The 16,056-nt window shown below is 64.1% G+C and carries 11 protein-coding genes; 8 read left to right on the top strand and 3 right to left on the bottom strand.

Annotation, left to right across the window (positions count from 1 at the left end; translation table 11 throughout):
* Positions 1-81 precede the first annotated feature (81 nt).
* From IPF76_RS12675 to IPF76_RS12660, 4 genes are read left to right on the top strand one after another with little or no spacing between them, the layout of a single operon-like run.
* The gene (locus IPF76_RS12675) at positions 82-1,479 is read left to right on the top strand and encodes a TolC family outer membrane protein (RefSeq protein WP_293844487.1); all 1,398 of its coding nucleotides are present in this window, start codon (positions 82-84) and stop codon (positions 1,477-1,479) included.
* Positions 1,476-3,662 (top strand): type I secretion system permease/ATPase, encoded by a 2,187-nt coding sequence (locus IPF76_RS12670; RefSeq protein WP_293844484.1) that lies wholly within the window; start codon positions 1,476-1,478, stop codon positions 3,660-3,662. The genes IPF76_RS12675 and IPF76_RS12670 overlap by 4 nt, the downstream gene beginning before the upstream one ends.
* Positions 3,659-4,720, top strand: a complete 1,062-nt coding sequence (locus IPF76_RS12665; RefSeq protein ID WP_293844481.1) for a cell wall hydrolase — start codon at positions 3,659-3,661, stop codon at positions 4,718-4,720. Before IPF76_RS12670 ends, IPF76_RS12665 begins: the two co-directional genes overlap by 4 nt.
* Positions 4,717-5,994, top strand: coding sequence for an HlyD family type I secretion periplasmic adaptor subunit (locus IPF76_RS12660; protein ID WP_293844478.1), 1,278 nt, complete (start codon positions 4,717-4,719; stop codon positions 5,992-5,994). The genes IPF76_RS12665 and IPF76_RS12660 overlap by 4 nt, the downstream gene beginning before the upstream one ends.
* Before the next feature lie 87 nt (positions 5,995-6,081).
* Here IPF76_RS12660 and IPF76_RS12655 read toward each other — a convergent pair whose 3' ends face one another.
* The 3 genes from IPF76_RS12655 to IPF76_RS12645 all read right to left on the bottom strand — a co-directional run bounded on the left by IPF76_RS12655 (position 6,082) and on the right by IPF76_RS12645 (position 11,346).
* Positions 6,082-6,822 (bottom strand): response regulator transcription factor, encoded by a 741-nt coding sequence (locus IPF76_RS12655; protein ID WP_293844475.1) that lies wholly within the window; start codon positions 6,820-6,822, stop codon positions 6,082-6,084.
* A gap of 779 nt (positions 6,823-7,601) precedes the next feature.
* On the bottom strand, positions 7,602-8,558 hold the full coding sequence (locus IPF76_RS12650) for a transglutaminase-like cysteine peptidase (protein ID WP_293844472.1): 957 nt from the start codon (positions 8,556-8,558) through the stop codon (positions 7,602-7,604).
* Positions 8,559-8,685: 127 nt separating this feature from the next.
* Positions 8,686-11,346: a sensor histidine kinase KdpD gene (locus IPF76_RS12645; protein ID WP_293844469.1), complete on the bottom strand. Its 2,661-nt coding sequence runs from the start codon at positions 11,344-11,346 to the stop codon at positions 8,686-8,688.
* Between the two features lie 257 nt (positions 11,347-11,603).
* On the opposite strand from IPF76_RS12645, the gene kdpF reads away from it, so the two are divergent.
* The 4 genes from kdpF to kdpC are packed head-to-tail and all read left to right on the top strand — an operon-like array spanning position 11,604 to position 16,048.
* Entirely contained in the window at positions 11,604-11,693 is a 90-nt protein-coding gene (gene kdpF, locus IPF76_RS12640; protein WP_293844466.1) for a K(+)-transporting ATPase subunit F, read from the top strand.
* A gap of 12 nt (positions 11,694-11,705) precedes the next feature.
* Positions 11,706-13,409 (top strand): potassium-transporting ATPase subunit KdpA, encoded by a 1,704-nt coding sequence (gene kdpA, locus IPF76_RS12635; protein ID WP_293844463.1) that lies wholly within the window; start codon positions 11,706-11,708, stop codon positions 13,407-13,409.
* A 13-nt stretch (positions 13,410-13,422) separates the two neighbouring features.
* A complete protein-coding gene (kdpB, locus tag IPF76_RS12630) occupies positions 13,423-15,450 on the top strand; it encodes a potassium-transporting ATPase subunit KdpB (RefSeq protein WP_293844460.1) in 2,028 nt (675 codons plus the stop codon).
* Positions 15,451-15,460: 10 nt separating this feature from the next.
* Positions 15,461-16,048, top strand: a complete 588-nt coding sequence (gene kdpC / locus IPF76_RS12625) for a potassium-transporting ATPase subunit KdpC (protein ID WP_293844457.1) — start codon at positions 15,461-15,463, stop codon at positions 16,046-16,048.
* Positions 16,049-16,056 lie beyond the last annotated feature (8 nt).

Genomic DNA, 16,056 nt, shown 5'->3' with positions numbered 1-16,056 from the left:
GCGGCGATGCCGGACACTTTGAGGTGACAGATCACGCCGAAGGATCTGCAACTTCAATCGAATAGATGCAGGGGACATAAGATGCCGAAAATTCGTACCGCAGCTTTATTGCTGACCGCCGTCGCACTCACCGCGACGCACGAGGCCGGCTGGACACAGCGCATCGAGCTGAAGACCGCGGTTGAGACCGCAGTCCAGACCAACCCCGAAATCAACCAGGCGGTCGAGAACAAAACCGCTATCGATTTCGAGCGCGAGCAGGCGCAGCGTCTGTTCGCGCCGCGCATCTCGGTCGAGGGATCGGTGGGCATTCGCCGGCTCGAAAACAGCACCCGCCGCGCGCTCGGCATCGCCGACAACGAGCTGTACCCGATGGAGGGCGGGCTGTCGGTCGAACAGACGCTGTTCGACGGCGGGGTTCGGCGCAACGAGGTCAAGCGACAGGCGGCGCGCACCGACGGTGCGGCATTCCGCGTCGAGGAGCGCTCGCAGTTCATCGCATTGCAGGTCACCCGCCAGTATCTCGACTATCTGTTGCAGCAAAGGATCGTCGCGGCGTCCGAGGACAATATCGATTTCCACAGCAAGCTGGTGACCGACCTGCGCGAAGGCGTGGCGAAGGGATCGCTGAGCATCGCCGATCAGCAGCAAGCCGAAGAACGCCAGCAGGCAGCGCGCGCGCGCGTAACCGAGGCGAATCTTGACCTCGTCAATACATCGGCATCGTTTCGCACCCTGACTGGGCTTGACTTGATCGACGGCGCCGCACTGCCGCCGTCACTCGCGGGCAATATTCCAGCGACGATGGAGGATGCGTTGGCACGCGCGCGCGAACGCCACCCCCGGGTGCGCGAAGCACAGGCCGACCTCGACGCGGCGCACGCAGTCGTTCGCAAGTCAAAAGCCGAAATGTCACCGACGCTCGCGCTCGAGGGCAACGCGCGGATCGGCGACGACATCGACGGCTTCCGCGGCGAGACCAACGATCTGCGCGCCGGGCTGGTGCTGCGCTGGGACATTTTCAACGGCGGTCTGAAACGGTCGAAGGTGCAGGAAATGTACCGGCGCGAGAAGGAAGCGCGCTTTCGGATGGATCAGATGGTTCGCGAAGCCGAAGAAGATGTGCGCGTCGCTTGGAACACCTGGGACGCGCAGGGACGCCTGGTCAAGGAGCTCGAAGAACAGAGCCGCGTGTCGGACGACTTGCTGCGTTCCTACCGCGCTCAGTTCAACGTCGGCCGCCGCTCATTGCTCGACGTGCTCGACGCGCAGAACACGCGCTATAACGTCCAGGTGCGGACCGAGACCGCGAAATTCGCGCAATTCTATTCCGAGTTCAAACTGCTCGCAGCGCTCAACGACCTGCTTGCATCGATGGACGTCCAGCCGCCCGCCGCAGCCGCGGCGACCGCGCGCGACCGCTTCAAAGTGGCGCCGACCCCCGAAATGAATCTTGAAGCGATGCGGGATCCCACATGAACTATCCGGCCGACGCCCGCGGGGCACGGCGGTCACGCCATCCGTCCCCCGCAACGGGTTTCGAAGCATGGCGCAGCACCCCGGCGCAGGGCGACGAGCTGCTGGATGCCGTGGCGGCGATTGCCGCGCTGTTCGAACGCCCCTTCTCCGACCTCCGTATCAAAAAGGGGCTGGCGCTCGACGATGACGGGCTGGTGCCGCTCGATCAGCTTGACCATGCGCTCACGGCTGTAGGTCTGCGCTGCCATCTCGTGCGGCGGCCACGCGCCGGGGGGAACGCGCACGATGTGCCGGCGATCCTGCTGCTGGCGGACGACCGACCCTTGGTCCTGACCGCGATGGACAATGAGAGCTGTTGGGTCCGCTTGCCCGGCGCGAGCAGCGACCTCCAGATCGACCGCCGCCTGCTCGAAGTCGGCTATTCGGGCCAGGGCGTCATCGTCCGCCATGATCCCCTCAGCGAAACGGCGCGCGAGCGGCCATGGGATCAGGCGACCAGGCAGCATTGGTTCTGGAGCGAAGTTTGGAAGGAGCGCAGCCAATATGGCTATGTGATGTTCGCCTCGCTGCTGATCAACCTGCTCGCCTTTGCCATGCCGTTGTTCACGATGAATGTGTACGATCGCATCATTCCGAACAAGGCCGCAGCCAGCCTGTGGATGCTCGCGCTCGGCGCGCTGTTTGCGATCGCGGTAGAATATGGCCTGCGGCTGGCGCGCACCGGACTGATCGACGAAGTCGGGCGCGGCATCGATGCGCGGCTGTCGCAGCGCCTGCTGGACAAGGTGCTCAACCTGCCGTTGGCAACCCAGCGCGGCAGCACGGGCGCGCTCGCAAGGCGGGTGACCGACTATGAACAGGTTCGAGATTTCTTCGCCTCGACCACCGTCGTGCTTCTGACGGATATTCTGTTCCTGGTCGTCTTCGTTGCCTTGATCGCAATACTCGGTGGCTGGCTGGCCGTCATTCCGTTCATCGCGATGGTGATCATGCTCGCGATGGGCTGGATCTTGCAGCGCCGGATGAGCGCTGCCGTCGCTGACGCGCAGGTCGACGCCAGTATGCTGCAAACGACGCTGGTCGAAACGATCGGCAGCCTCGAAACGGTCAAGGCCTGCCGCGCCGAAGGTCGGATGCTGGGCAGGTGGCGGCGGCTTTCGGCATCGAACGCCTACACGCAGGAAGAAATGCGCAAACTGACCGCAACCGCGGTCAACCTGGCGACGCTGTGTCAGCAGGCAACGAGCATCGCGCTGGTCATCGGTGGCTTTTATCTGTTCAACGCCGGCATTATCTCGATGGGCGCCATCATCGCGATCGTCATGCTCGCCAGCCGCTCGCTGGCCCCCGTCGGCCAGCTGGCCTTTCTGATGACGCGCGGACGTCAGGCTTTTGTCACCTTGAACAGCCTGCAACAGCTGATGGATCAGGATGACGAGCGCGATAAGGGTAGCCGCTCGATGACCCCCGAAGTCCGGGACGGGCGGTTACAACTCGACCATGTCTGCTTCCGCTACCCTGATACCGAGCGGGAATCGCTGGCCGAAGTCAACCTGAGCATCGAACCAGGTGAGCGCGTCGGCCTGATCGGGCGCGTCGCGTCGGGCAAATCGACGCTGGGCCGCGTCCTGTGCGGTCTATATGATCCGACCAGCGGTAGCTATCGTATCGACGGCCTCGAAAGCCGGCAATATGACCCGCACGACCTGCGCTCGACCTTGCGTTTCGTCGGTCAGGATGCCGAACTGTTCTCCGGCACGGTGCGCGAGAATCTGCTGGTCGGCGCCAGCGACGCCGATGACGCCACTATCATCGATGCGGCCCGACGATCAGGGGCTGACGAATTCCTCGGCCGCGACGCCACGGGTTTCGATTTCCATATCGGCGAGCGCGGTGCGCGCCTCTCCGGCGGACAGCGCAGCTTTCTGGTGCTGGCGCGCGCGCTGATGACACCCGCGCATTTGCTGTTTCTCGACGAGCCAACCGGCGCGATGGACAGCCAGACTGAAAAGCATTTCGTCGATCGCCTGCAAGCCGCCATCCCCCCCAGCCAGACGCTGGTCATCGCGACGCACCGGATGACGGTACTCGGGCTGGTCGACCGGCTTATCGTCATGGACAATGGCCGGATCGTCGCCGACGGCCCGCGCGACGAAATCCTTGCCCAGCGAGCCGCATCATGACCGCCGCCACCGCCCGCAGATATGGTACGGTCGCCAGCGACGACAACCGCCGCACGATCCTGTGGCTCATCGTGATGGCGGTGGTGGTGACGCTTCTCACGTCGCGGACGATGTGGGCGCATGTGGCCGATTTTGTCGGCGGCGACAGCACCGGCACCCCCTACAGCAACGCTGAAGCCCCGGTCATCACCGACCCGGAAATGGTGCGCCTCATCAAGCTGACCGAAGACCCCGGCGCGACGCTCATTCAAGCGCCCGAATCGGCGATGACGCGCAACGCGGCGATCCCCTTCTCCACCGGTCCGGTCGCGTCGGCGCGGCCCTTCCACCCGGTGACGATCGATCAAAAGACGGCGCTGACCGCTCTGCGCTGCCTGACCCAGGCGGTATATTTCGAAGCGGCCTATGAACCCATCGCCGGACGGCGCGCGGTCGCGCAGGTGGTGATCAACCGCGCCCTGCACCCCGCCTTCCCCAAGTCGATCTGCGGCGTCGTCTATCAGGGCGTCAACCGCCCGGTCTGCCAGTTCAGCTTCACCTGCGACGGATCGCTTAACCGGCGTCCCAATCCGGCCAAATGGCAGGAAGCCGAAGATGTCGCGCGCGCTGCACTGGCTGGCTATGTCGAAACCTCGGTCGGTCACGCGACGCATTATCATGCCAATTATGTGTCGCCCTATTGGGCGCCCAAGCTGGTCAAGATTGCGCAACTCGGCGCTCACATTTTTTATCGCTGGCCGGGAAAATGGGGAACGCCGGGCGCATTTTCGGGTCGCTATAACGGCCTGGAAGCGATCCCGGCGATCCTGCCTCGAAGCGCCATGGCGCGCTCGCGCGACGGCAGTGACGGGCAGAATTTGATCCAGCTATCGGCCGGCAACACCCTCGATGCGCTACAGGAACGCCGCACCGACAACGACGCTGGCGGCCGCCTCGACACGTCGCTCGGCTGGGAACTGGCGATCCCAGAACCCGAAGAAACGAGCCGCGCCTCACGAATGATGGCACGGCAGCAGGGCGGCGAATTCGACGTCGCCACAAAGGAGAGTGGATCATGATCAGATCGCGGCCCTATGTCGGCACCCGCCGGATCATCCTGGCATCGGGGGTCGGGCTGTTCGTTTTTGTCAGCTGGGCAAGCTTTGCCCAGGTCGATGAAGTCACGCGAGGCCAGGGCCGCGTGATCCCGTCAAGCAAGGCGCAGATCATTCAATCATCCGAACCGGCGACCATTTTGAACATCGTCGTGCGATCGGGCCAACCCGTGCGCAAGGGGCAGTTGCTCGTGCGCCTCGACGACACCGAATCCTCGTCGCAGCTCGGCCAGATCGCGGCGGAGAACCGTTCGCTGGCGGCCCGTGCCGCGCGCTTGGGGCGTGAAGGCAACGGTGCGTCTGCAGGCGATTGCGCGCCCAGCGCCAGCGGCGTCCGACCGGCGGAGTGCAGCCAAGAGGCCGATCTGCAATCGGTCCGCGCCGCGACCCAGCGCAGCCGCCGCATGGCGCTCAACGCCGCGGTGGAACAGCGCCGCCGCGACTATGGCGAAGCACAGGCGACGATCGCCTCGCTGCGATCGAGCCTGTCGCTCGCGCAAAGCCAGGTCGAATTGCTGGCGCCGCTCGCCGCGAAATCGATCGTCCCCCAGACCGAATTGCTCAACGCCCAGCGCGAAGCGACCGAGGTACGCGGCAAGCTGGCCGCCGCCGAACAGGCCGCGTCGCGCGCCGCAGCCGCGATCAGCGAAGCGCAGGCGCAGGCCGCCTCCGCCGGGTTGGAATTTCGTCAGGAGGCGCTCGATGAGCGTAACCAGATCGTCGCCAAGATGGCGGTCAATTCCGAATCGCTGCGCGGCGCCACCGGACGCCAGCAACGCAGCGAAATCCGCTCGCCGGCCAACGGCATAGTCAACGATGTCCAGGTCACCACGGTGGGTGGGTTCGTCCAGGCCGGGCAAAAGATCATGCAGGTCGTGCCGGTGGGCGACAAACTATTGATCGAAGCGCGTGTCGCCCCGCGCGACATCGCCTTCATAAAGGTCAACGACCGCGCGAATGTCAAAGTTACCGCTTATGATTTTGCGGTCTATGGCGGCCTGTCCGGCCGCGTCGTTCAGATCTCAGCAGACAGCCTGTATGACGAGGCCACCAAAGAGGCCTATTTTACAGTCGTTGTCGAAACCGATGTTGCCTATCTGCAAAATGGCCGGCGCCAGCTGCCGATCACGCCAGGGATGATCTGCGATGTCGAGGTGCTGACGGGCAAGAAAAGCATCCTAAGCTATTTGTTCAAGCCGTTCCTGCGGGCTCGGTCTGAGGCGTTTACCGAACGCTGAGAAACTCGGCATAACGCGATAACAAAAAGAGGCACCGCAGTTGTCCCCGCAGCGCCTCTTTTTTGCTTAAGCCGACGATGACCGACGTCAGGCCGCCCGGCCCGAATAGGGGGGCGGCCTAACCACGGCGCGGACGGGTCTTACCTCGCGCAGGTTCAACTGCACCGGCTCCCCCAGGCCATTCTTAACCCCCCAGGTTGCCGCCTGGGTGCGGTTTTCAACCCCCAGTTTGCGCAGGATCGCCTTCACATGCACTTTGACTGTGGCTTCACAAATGCCGAACTGCCGCGCGATTACCTTGTTCGCCATCCCGGCCATAATGCTTTCGAGGATTTCGATCTCGCGGTCGGACAGCCCGACCGACGCCGCACTGCTCTTCCAGTCACCGCCCAGCGCGGCCGGAACCCAGCTGGTCAGATTGTTGACCAGCTGCGACGGGAACACCTTTTCCCCCAGCGCAGCCAATTTGATCGACTCGACCAGCGGCGCGCACAGGATCTCCTTGACGATGACGGCGTCCACCCCGATCTGAAACGCCTCGACCACATCCTCAAAGACATAGTGATCGAACAGCAGCGCCAGCCGCGCATGGATCTTTTTCGCCGCGAGCCGACGGCACGCGTCAAGCCCGAACCCGCTATCCCCACCATCGACAACGATGACATGGCAATCGACATCGTCCACGATCGCCCCCTGCGCGTCGAACAGCGCCGACGCATCGGCAACCGACGCCTGGATTTGAAAACTCTCGCCGGAAAGGATGTTGCGTAACCCTTCCCTCGCGATTTCATATTTCGCCAAGAGCGAAATCTTGATCAATTGCGACATTTCCGCCTCCCCTGAATGCTCAGTCAAGGCGACCCTACTTGTCTGGTTTTCGGTCTAAACCCCAAATTCTCTTTGATCTTCATCGCGGCGGACCCCTCACCACGTTGAATATGTTAAGCTTGTAGTTTGGTTATCTAATAACTACCCATATAGTTATACAACTAAATGACACAATCTACGAGGATTTTGATGCATACCCACAAAGGGGTACGTTCGAGATCGCCGCGATATACGCCCTGGCGCACTTCCGCGGCCATGCGGCTAATTTAATCGCATCAAATGCAGCGGCTTATTCTGAAGCGGTCAACCCGGCCGTTCGCTATCCTTTTGGATAGGTGGCCGACCGCGCGCCGGCCCAGATCGGGCCGAAATCGCTAATAACTCTGGTTAATGCTCGCCCGTCAGCTGATAAAGAGCTGGTTCTAAACCGATAGCACTGCGCGAGTCGCAGTTCATTCGATGCTGCCGATTTGACAGCATTTCCACGCTGCGGTCAGAAGCTTTGAAATCCAGCGATTTGATCAATACCCTCCACCGATCGGCAGCGTTTATTTGGCTCCGCGCGACGGCAGGCGTCCAAACATCTTTGGCAGTTCGTTCACGATCGACAGATGCGCCAACGCGAGCCGCGCCCCGGCTATGCTCACCAAAGCAGTCTTGGACGCCGTCCGCCCGGTCACTGCCGCTGATGCGCTTGCAAAGCCTGCCGACGATACTTCGGCCTTGTCCGATAAAGTCGTTATCAATGTCGGCGCCGCCGCGTCGCGATAGCCATGGACTCAGCGGTGACTGCCGCTAAACGAGAGGATCGGCCGCATCGCATCGGATTGACGGCCATCGTAGATCCGGTCGGTCATGTTATCGAGCACGACCCATCCGGATGCGGACCGTACCAACAGAAATGCATGGTCGGCGTTGAGCGCAAGATCGCGCAACAAAACCAGCTTCATGCGATCATCATCGATGCCGGCGGCGCGCAGCATATGCATTTTCAGGATTGCAAAGTCCTCGCAATCGCCGCTGCCGCGGGCGACCGTCTCGTCGGCGGTCGCCCAGAAGTCGCGTTGTCGGTAATTGCGCTCGTCATCGACATAGGCGATCTGACGATTGACCCACAGGTTGACGCGCTCGAGTGTCGCCGCTTCACCGATGCCATGGTTCACCACGGCGCGATCGAGCTGCGCCCGCATCAGTCGCACCGCCGGCGGGCGGCGAACGCGCGCCCAGCGATCGTCAAAGCGTGTCGTTTCGACCTGGATCGCCAACGTCCCGAGTTCGCTGTCGTCATCGAACGCAGGCGACGCCATCGCAGCGGCCTGCGCGGCGCAGTCGACCCGCGGCGCAGAGGCGGTCTGCGCCAACGACATGGATGGAGGGCGAACGGGCTTGAAAAGGCGATCGGCGCCCGTTGCGACGGCTCGGACGGTGGCGGGTTCGCCGCGCGCCGGGGTGACATCGACGATTGGCATCGGGCGTTCCTGGCTCATCCGCATCCGATCGAGCGCGCTTGGCAACTGGTCCGCGATCGGCGACGGCGTAACGGACGTGAGCGCCGGCGATGCAAATGCCGCACGGGCGCGGCATGTGTCGCTGACCGCAAAACGCTTGGTGTTGGCGGCCTTCGCGAGCGGCGCCGCGATGGCCGCATGGGCGGTCGTCGGCAGCAAGGCGGCGGCGGCCACCATCGCAAGCGTGGCAAGACTGGTGAAGGCCGGAGGAGGCGCGCGCGCGATCATGCCGCAAGTCATGCCGCAGCGAGGTGAGAATTCGCTTCAGCAACATGGTTAACGGCGTGTTAACTATCAGCGCGCGCCGGGGCGGCCGCACTCCATCGACGAAGACCCTGCGGCTGCTACCGCCCGGCTAATCCGACATGGCCACGACTAGCTTGTCGGGAAAAGTCAGCGTGAACGCGCCGCCGCCATCAGGGTGATTGGCGGCCCCTATGCCGATGCCCAGCGCATCGGCAAAACCCTTGGCAATGGCCAGCCCCAGCCCGCTCCCGCCATGTCGGTCGGTGCCCGCGCCCTGGGCAAAAGTGTCGAAAATGGCGGTTTCGGTTCCCGGTTCCAGCCCGGCGCCGCGATCGCGGATGGTCAGCAGCAGCGCGTCGGGGGTGCGGCGGCCAATGATCGAGATCGGCCCGGCGTTGCCGCCATGCTGAACCGCATTGGCGACCAGGTTGAGCAGAATATGGTGAAGCAGCCGCTCGTCGGTCCTGACGAACGGCAAGCTGGCCGGAACCTGAAAATCGATTTGATGCCCGCGCAGCATGTCCTTGAGGTCGTGAACGACCCCGGCGACCGCATCGGTGAGGTCAACCGATGCCATGCTGAGATCAATGCCCCCCGCGTCGATCCGCACCAGTTCGATCAGATTGTCGAGAAAGCGGCGCAAGCGCGAAAGCTCAGCGCGCGCGGTTGGCAGCGAGCGGGCGCCCGGATGCTCGGCTCCGATGGCCTCGATCGCTGCAGTTACCCCGGTCAGCGGCGTGCGCAGGTCGTGGCCGATCGACGACAGCAACGCTGCGCGCAGCCGGTCGCGCTCTTCGAGCACCGACAGGCTGCGCATTTCATCCTCGAGATAGAGGCGCTCATGCGCGAGCGCCGCCTGCCCGATCAGCGTTGCAAGCAAGGTTGCCTTGTCGGCAGCGACCGGGGCGCTGTCGTCGTCGCGCGCGATGCCGAGCACCGCGAGGACGCCAAGGCTGGTCTTGAGCGGGTGGAACTGCCAGTCCGAGGCCAGCAGCGTGCCCGTACCGCGACCGGCGGGCTCACCGCTGCTCCATGCCCATTCGGCCGCCGCCTGATCGATCGGCGAGATCGTCGCCTCGCGCGGACGCGCCACGATCAAGCTCAAGACGCCTTCAGTTTCGGCGAACATGACGCAGCGTACGCCCAGCAGTCGCGACACTTCATCGCAGGTCGCGACCGCGGTCGCCTCGCGATCCGATGCCCGCGCCAGCATCTGACCGAAGGCAGCCAGCGAGGCATTTTCCTCAGCGCTGCGCACGCCAATCCGCGCGCGGGTCCTGAGCCGACCCGCGAGGTTGCTGGTCACCGCCGCCACCCCGGTCAGCACCAGCATCGTCAGCACACTTTGCGGATCGGCGATGGTGAAGGTGTGGAGTGGGTCGAGAAAGAAGAAATTGAACGCCAGCGCGGCCGCGATACTCGCAAACAGTCCGGGGCGGAGACCGTAAAGCGTCGCAGTGACGATTACCGGAACGAGATAGAGCAGGTCGACGGCGCCGCGGCCGATGAGCGGCTGAGCAATTCTGGCGAGCAGCGTTGTCGCCGCGATCAGTATCAGCGCGCCCATATACGCCGCCGGCTGTCCCCAGCCGCGCAGCCAGCCGGCCCACCCCACCGCGCCGGAAATGGTTTCTGGCGACGGAATGACATGGACTGCCAGATCGTTTGACCCTCGAATCAGCGTTTCGACCACCGACCCATGGCGCAGCTCGAACCACCAGCTGCGTTGCGAGCGGCCGATGATCAGCTGCGTCGCCCGCTGCACCTCGATCTGGCCCCGCAATCCGGCAATGACATTCTCGGACGGAATGGTGGCGATCGTCGCGCCGAGGGTGGCAGCGAGTGACAGTGCCGCGGCAATCCGCCGCTTGGCATCTTCGTCGAAATTTTCGCTGCGAGGAGTTTCGATATGGACCGCCGTCCACGGCGCATTGAGCCCGTCGGCAAGCCGTTTGGCGGTACGGACCAGCGCGTCGGCACCCGGTTGCTCGCTAATCGCCACGAGAATGCGTTCGCCCGCCGCATACGTCCCCGCGAGACCCCCGACATCGAGGTCGTGCAGCATCTGGCGATCGACGCTAAGCGCCGCCCGGCGCAGCGCCATTTCGCGCAAGGCCGACAGGTTCGGCTTGGAAAAGAAATGACCGAGCGCGCGCGACGCTTCCTGTGGCACATAGACTTTGCCGTCCTTCAACCGGTCAATCAGTTCGTCGGGCGGCAGGTCGACAAGCTTGATCTCGGCGCCCTCGAACACGCTGTCGGGTACCGTCTCGCGCACGCGGACGCGTGTGAAGCTGGCAACGACATCGTTGAGGCTCTCGACATGCTGGATGTTCAGCGTTGTATAGACGTCGATACCCGCGTCGAGCAGTTCAGCGACGTCCTGCCACCGTTTGGGGTGGCGGCTGCCCTCGACGTTGGTATGGGCATATTCATCGACCAGCGCCAGCGCGGGTGCGCGGCGCAGCACGGCGTCGAGGTCCATTTCGGTGAGCGTGCGGCCGCGATATTCCTGCTCGCGGCGTGCGATGATTTCCTGTCCGCTGAGCAGGGCTTCGGTTTCGGCGCGGCCATGGGTTTCGACAACGGCAATAACGACATCGACCCCGACACGTTTCAGCGCTGCGCCTTCCTGAAGCATCGCGTAGGTCTTGCCGACCCCCGGCGCGGCACCGAGGAATATCTTGAGCTGGCCGCGATCCTCACGCCGCGCCTGACGCAACAGGGCTTCGGGCGAGGGTCGTTTTTCCGAAGAGGGCGGCGTCGGCATCGGCCAAGCTTAGACGAACGCGATCGCCGACGCCAAGCGGCCGCCGCCGAACTTTATGGAAACTTTATGCGGATCGGCCAATTCGCCCGCGAAACTTTACGGCGAAGGGGCGTAGCGGCGCCCACATCCCAACCGGCTCCCGCTGGAGTCCCCTCGCCGGAGATTAAACCATGTCCGATTTATTGTGGCTCGGCCTTATCGCCCTGCTTTTCGTGGGTACGCTCGGCTACGCGCACCTCTGTGACGGCGCCTAACCCATGAGCACCGCGCTGATCCTCGCAGGCGTCACCGCCGCCGCCCTCCTCATCTATCTGCTCGCCGCCCTGCTGCGGCCCGAGCGCTTCTGATCGGAACCTGACATGACCGTCGCCGGCTGGGGCTTGATCCTCCTCTTCGTCGCTATCCTCATCGCGCTTGCCAAGCCGATCGGGCTGTGGCTGTTCGCGCTCTACGAGGGGCGCACCACCTGGCTGCACCGGGTGTTCGGCCCGGTCGAGCGCGGCTTCTATCGCCTTGCCGGGATCGACCCCAATGAGGAGCAAGGCTGGCGGCGCTACGCGCTGCACATGCTGCTGTTCAACCTTGTGCTGTTGCTGTTCACTTATGCGATCCTGCGGCTGCAAGGCGTGCTGCCGGGCAATCCGCAGGGGTTCGGCGCGGTCGGTGCCGACGGGGCGTTCAACACCGCGGTCAGCTTTACCACCAACACCAACTGGCAATGGTATTCCGGCGAAACGACGCTGTCGAACCTTAGCCAGATGCTGGGTTTGACGATCCACAACTTCCTGTCGGCCGCCACCGGCATCGCAATCGCATTTGCACTGTTCCGCGGCTTCGCGCGGCGCGAGATGAAGACGATCGGCAATTTCTGGGCCGATATGACGCGCGTCACCCTCTATCTGCTGCTGCCGATCTGTATCGTCTACGCGATCTTCCTGATCGCGAGCGGGGTGCCGCAAACATTGGCAGGCTCGATCGACGCGAGCACGCTCGAGGGCGTCAAGCAGACGATCGCGCTCGGCCCGGTCGCGAGCCAGGAAGCCATCAAGATGCTCGGCACCAATGGTGGCGGCTTCTTCAACGCCAACAGCGCGCATCCGTTCGAAAACCCTACTGCGCTGACCAACCTGGTCCAGATGTTGTCAATTTTTTCAATCGGCGTCGGGCTGACCTGGTGTTTCGGCAAAGCGGTCGGCGACACGCGCCAGGGCTGGGCAATCCTCGCCGCGATGGGCGTGCTGTTCATCGCCGGCGTCACCATCACCTATTGGCAGGAAGCGGCGGGCAACCCGGTGCTGCACCAGTTGGGCGTCGCAGGCGGCAATATGGAAGGCAAGGAGGTACGCTTCGGCATCGCCGCGTCGGCCCTGTTCGCGGTCGTCACCACTGCGGCGTCGTGCGGCGCGGTCAATGCGATGCACGATAGTTTCACCGCGCTCGGCGGCATGATCCCGCTGTTCAACATGCAGCTCGGTGAAATCGTCGTCGGCGGGGTCGGCGCGGGCATCTATGGTTTCCTGCTGTTCGCCATTTTGGCGGTGTTCGTCGCCGGGCTGATGGTCGGGCGGACACCCGAATATGTCGGCAAGAAGATCGAGGCGCGCGAGGTCAAGCTCGCGGTGCTCGCGATCGCGATCCTGCCGCTGGTGATATTGGGCTTCACCGCGATCGCCAGCGTGCTGCCTGTTGGCCTCGCCGGTCCGCTCAACAAGGGTCCGCACGGCTTTTCGGAGATTCTTTATGCGTTTACGTCGGGGGCCGGGAACAACGGGTCGGCCTTCGCCGGGCTGACAGCGGGAACGCCTTTCTACAACGGCATGCTCGGCATTGCGATGTGGCTAGGTCGCTTCTTCGTGATCATCCCCGCGCTCGCCATCGCCGGCAGCCTTGCCGCCAAACGCCATGTCCCTGCGACCAGCGGCTCCTTCCCCACCACCGGTGGGCTGTGGATCGGTTTACTGGTCGGGATCATCCTGATCCTTGGCGGTCTCACCTTCCTGCCTAGCCTCGCGCTCGGTCCCATCGCCGATCACCTCGCGGTGACCAGCGGCCAGCTTTTCTGACGGATATAAAGCCATGAACGCTCCCACTTCGATGTTCAGCGCCGCCCTTGTCGTCCCCGCGATGCGCGACGCGGTGCGCAAGCTCGACCCGCGCCAGCTGATGCGCAATCCGGTGATGTTCGTCACCGCCGTCGTCGCGATGCTGCTCACCGTGCTGCTTGTCATCGGCGAACCCGGCCTGTCGCTCGGCTTCGAGATCCAGCTTGTTATCTGGCTGTGGCTCACCGTGCTCTTCGGCACCTTTGCCGAAGCGCTCGCCGAGGGTCGCGGTAGGGCGCAAGCGGCATCGCTGCGGGCGACGAAGGCCGAACTCAAGGCCAAGTTGATGCTCGGGGTCGGCGACACCTATGAAATAGTCGCTGCGAGCCAGCTCGAAAAGGGCGAGATTGTCCTCGTCGAGACCGGCGACCTGATCCCCGCCGACGGCGATGTGATCGAGGGTGTCGCGTCGGTCAACGAAGCCGCGATCACCGGCGAAAGTGCGCCGGTGATCCGCGAGGCGGGGGGAGATCGCAGCGCGGTCACCGCTGGCACGCGGGTGATCTCCGACCGCATCAAGGTGCAGGTCACCGCCGAACCCGGCCAAGGTTTCCTCGACCGCATGATCTCCCTCGTCGAGGGCGCCGAGCGCCGCAAGACGCCGAACGAGATTGCGCTCACGATCCTGCTCGTGGGCCTGACGATCATCTTTCTTATTGCCGTGTCGACCATCCCGGGTTTCGCTGCGTACGCGGGTGGGTCGGTGCCCGTGGTGCTGCTCGCCGCGCTGCTCATCACCCTGATCCCGACGACGATCGCTGCCCTACTGTCGGCGATCGGCATCGCGGGCATGGATCGACTGGTACGCTTTAACGTGCTCGCCAAATCGGGTCGCGCGGTCGAGGCAGCAGGCGACGTCGATGTACTGCTGCTCGACAAGACCGGCACGATCACCATCGGCGACCGTCAGGCGAGCGAGTTCCGCGCGCTGAGCGGGATCGAAATCGACCGGCTGGCGGAAGCGGCGTTGCTGTCGAGCCTCGCCGACGAAACCCCCGAGGGCCGCTCGGTCGTCGCACTGGCGCGCGAACGCTATGCGATCCGTGTCGAGACGCTGCCCGCCGGGTCAGACATCATCCCCTTCACCGCGCAGACCCGCCTGTCGGGAGTGATCGTCGCCGGGGTGACGATCCAGAAGGGTGCGGTCGACTCGGTGCTGAAGGCGCATCCGCAGAGCGAAAACGCAGCCGTGGTCGAACTCCGTAAGATCACCGACGAAATTGCGCGCTCGGGCGGCACACCGCTGGCGGTCATTCGCGGCGGTCAGTTGCTTGGCGCCATTCACCTCAAGGATGTTGTCAAGGCGGGAGTGCGCGAACGCTTTGGCGAACTGCGCAAAATGGGCATCCGCACCGTGATGATCACCGGCGATAACCCGCTGACCGCCGCTGCGATCGCGGCCGAGGCCGGGGTCGATGATTTCCTGGCGCAGGCGACGCCCGAGGACAAGCTGGCGCTGATCCGCCGCGAACAGGCCGAAGGGCGCCTCGTAGCGATGTGCGGCGACGGCACCAACGACGCCCCTGCCCTTGCCCAAGCCGACGTCGGCGTCGCGATGAACACGGGGACGCAAGCGGCGCGCGAGGCGGGCAATATGGTTGACCTCGACAGCGACCCGACCAAGCTCATCGAGATCGTCGGACTGGGCAAACAATTGCTGATGACGCGCGGCGCGCTGACAACCTTTTCGGTCGCCAACGACGTCGCCAAATATTTCGCGATCATCCCGGCGATCTTCGTCGTGCTCTATCCGCAGCTCGGGGTGCTCAACGTGATGGGGCTGGCGACGCCCGAAAGTGCGGTGCTGTCGGCGATCATCTTTAACGCGCTGATCATCCCCTGCCTCGTCCCGCTCGCGCTGAAGGGCGTGCGCTATCGGCCGATGCCCGCAGGCCAGTTGCTTGCGCGCAATCTGTCGGTGTTCGGCCTCGGCGGGCTCGCCGCGCCGTTCGTCGGCATCAAGCTGATCGACCTCGCCGTATCCGGCCTCCACCTCGCTTAAGGACCAATCGATGTTCAACGATCTGAAATCCGCTATCCGCCCCGCGCTGGTGCTGACCCTGCTGTTCGCCGCGCTGCTCGGCATCGCATACCCGCTCGCGCTGACCGGGATCGGCCAGGCATTGTTCCCGGCACAAGCCAACGGCAGCCTGATCCGCGACGGCGACACCGTAGTCGGTTCCGAACTGATCGGCCAGAAATTTGCCGGAGCGACCTATTTTCACGGCCGCCCCTCCGCCGCTGGCGCCGACGGCTATGATGCCGCCGCCTCAGCCGGATCGAACCTCGGCCCCGCCGCGCAGGCGCTGACCGACCGCGTCAAAGCTGACGTTGCCACCCTTTCCGAAACGACACCGGGCACACCTGTCCCGCCTGACCTGGTGACGACCTCTGCCTCGGGGCTGGACCCCCATATCAGCCCCGAGGCGGCCTTTTCGCAGGTGAGCCGCATTGCTGCCGCCCGCAGCCTCTCCCCCGCGCAGGTTCGGGCTCTGGTCACGGCGGCGGTCGAGCAACCGGCGCTCGGCGTCCTTGGGGAACCGCGGGTCAATGTCCTGCTGCTCAATCGCGCCCTCGACCGGACGCGCCCGCAAAGCTAGAGCAGTGC

The sequence above is a fragment of the Sphingopyxis sp. genome, from assembly GCF_016704835.1.
Lineage (GTDB): Bacteria > Pseudomonadota > Alphaproteobacteria > Sphingomonadales > Sphingomonadaceae > Sphingopyxis.
Note: the sequence above shows the minus strand (reverse complement) of the source record. Positions and strands in the feature narration are given on the sequence as shown.

Coding starts and splice junctions, on each gene's coding strand:
- IPF76_RS12645 (WP_293844469.1), bottom strand. CDS start 11,346: ATGCCGACGCCGCCCTCTTCGGAAAAACGACCCTCGCCCGAAGCCCTG.
- kdpC (WP_293844457.1), top strand. CDS start 15,461: ATGTTCAACGATCTGAAATCCGCTATCCGCCCCGCGCTGGTGCTGACC.
- IPF76_RS12665 (WP_293844481.1), top strand. CDS start 3,659: ATGACCGCCGCCACCGCCCGCAGATATGGTACGGTCGCCAGCGACGAC.
- kdpA (WP_293844463.1), top strand. CDS start 11,706: ATGACCGTCGCCGGCTGGGGCTTGATCCTCCTCTTCGTCGCTATCCTC.
- kdpF (WP_293844466.1), top strand. CDS start 11,604: ATGAGCACCGCGCTGATCCTCGCAGGCGTCACCGCCGCCGCCCTCCTC.
- IPF76_RS12675 (WP_293844487.1), top strand. CDS start 82: ATGCCGAAAATTCGTACCGCAGCTTTATTGCTGACCGCCGTCGCACTC.
- IPF76_RS12670 (WP_293844484.1), top strand. CDS start 1,476: ATGAACTATCCGGCCGACGCCCGCGGGGCACGGCGGTCACGCCATCCG.
- IPF76_RS12655 (WP_293844475.1), bottom strand. CDS start 6,822: ATGTCGCAATTGATCAAGATTTCGCTCTTGGCGAAATATGAAATCGCG.
- IPF76_RS12650 (WP_293844472.1), bottom strand. CDS start 8,558: ATGATCGCGCGCGCGCCTCCTCCGGCCTTCACCAGTCTTGCCACGCTT.
- IPF76_RS12660 (WP_293844478.1), top strand. CDS start 4,717: ATGATCAGATCGCGGCCCTATGTCGGCACCCGCCGGATCATCCTGGCA.
- kdpB (WP_293844460.1), top strand. CDS start 13,423: ATGAACGCTCCCACTTCGATGTTCAGCGCCGCCCTTGTCGTCCCCGCG.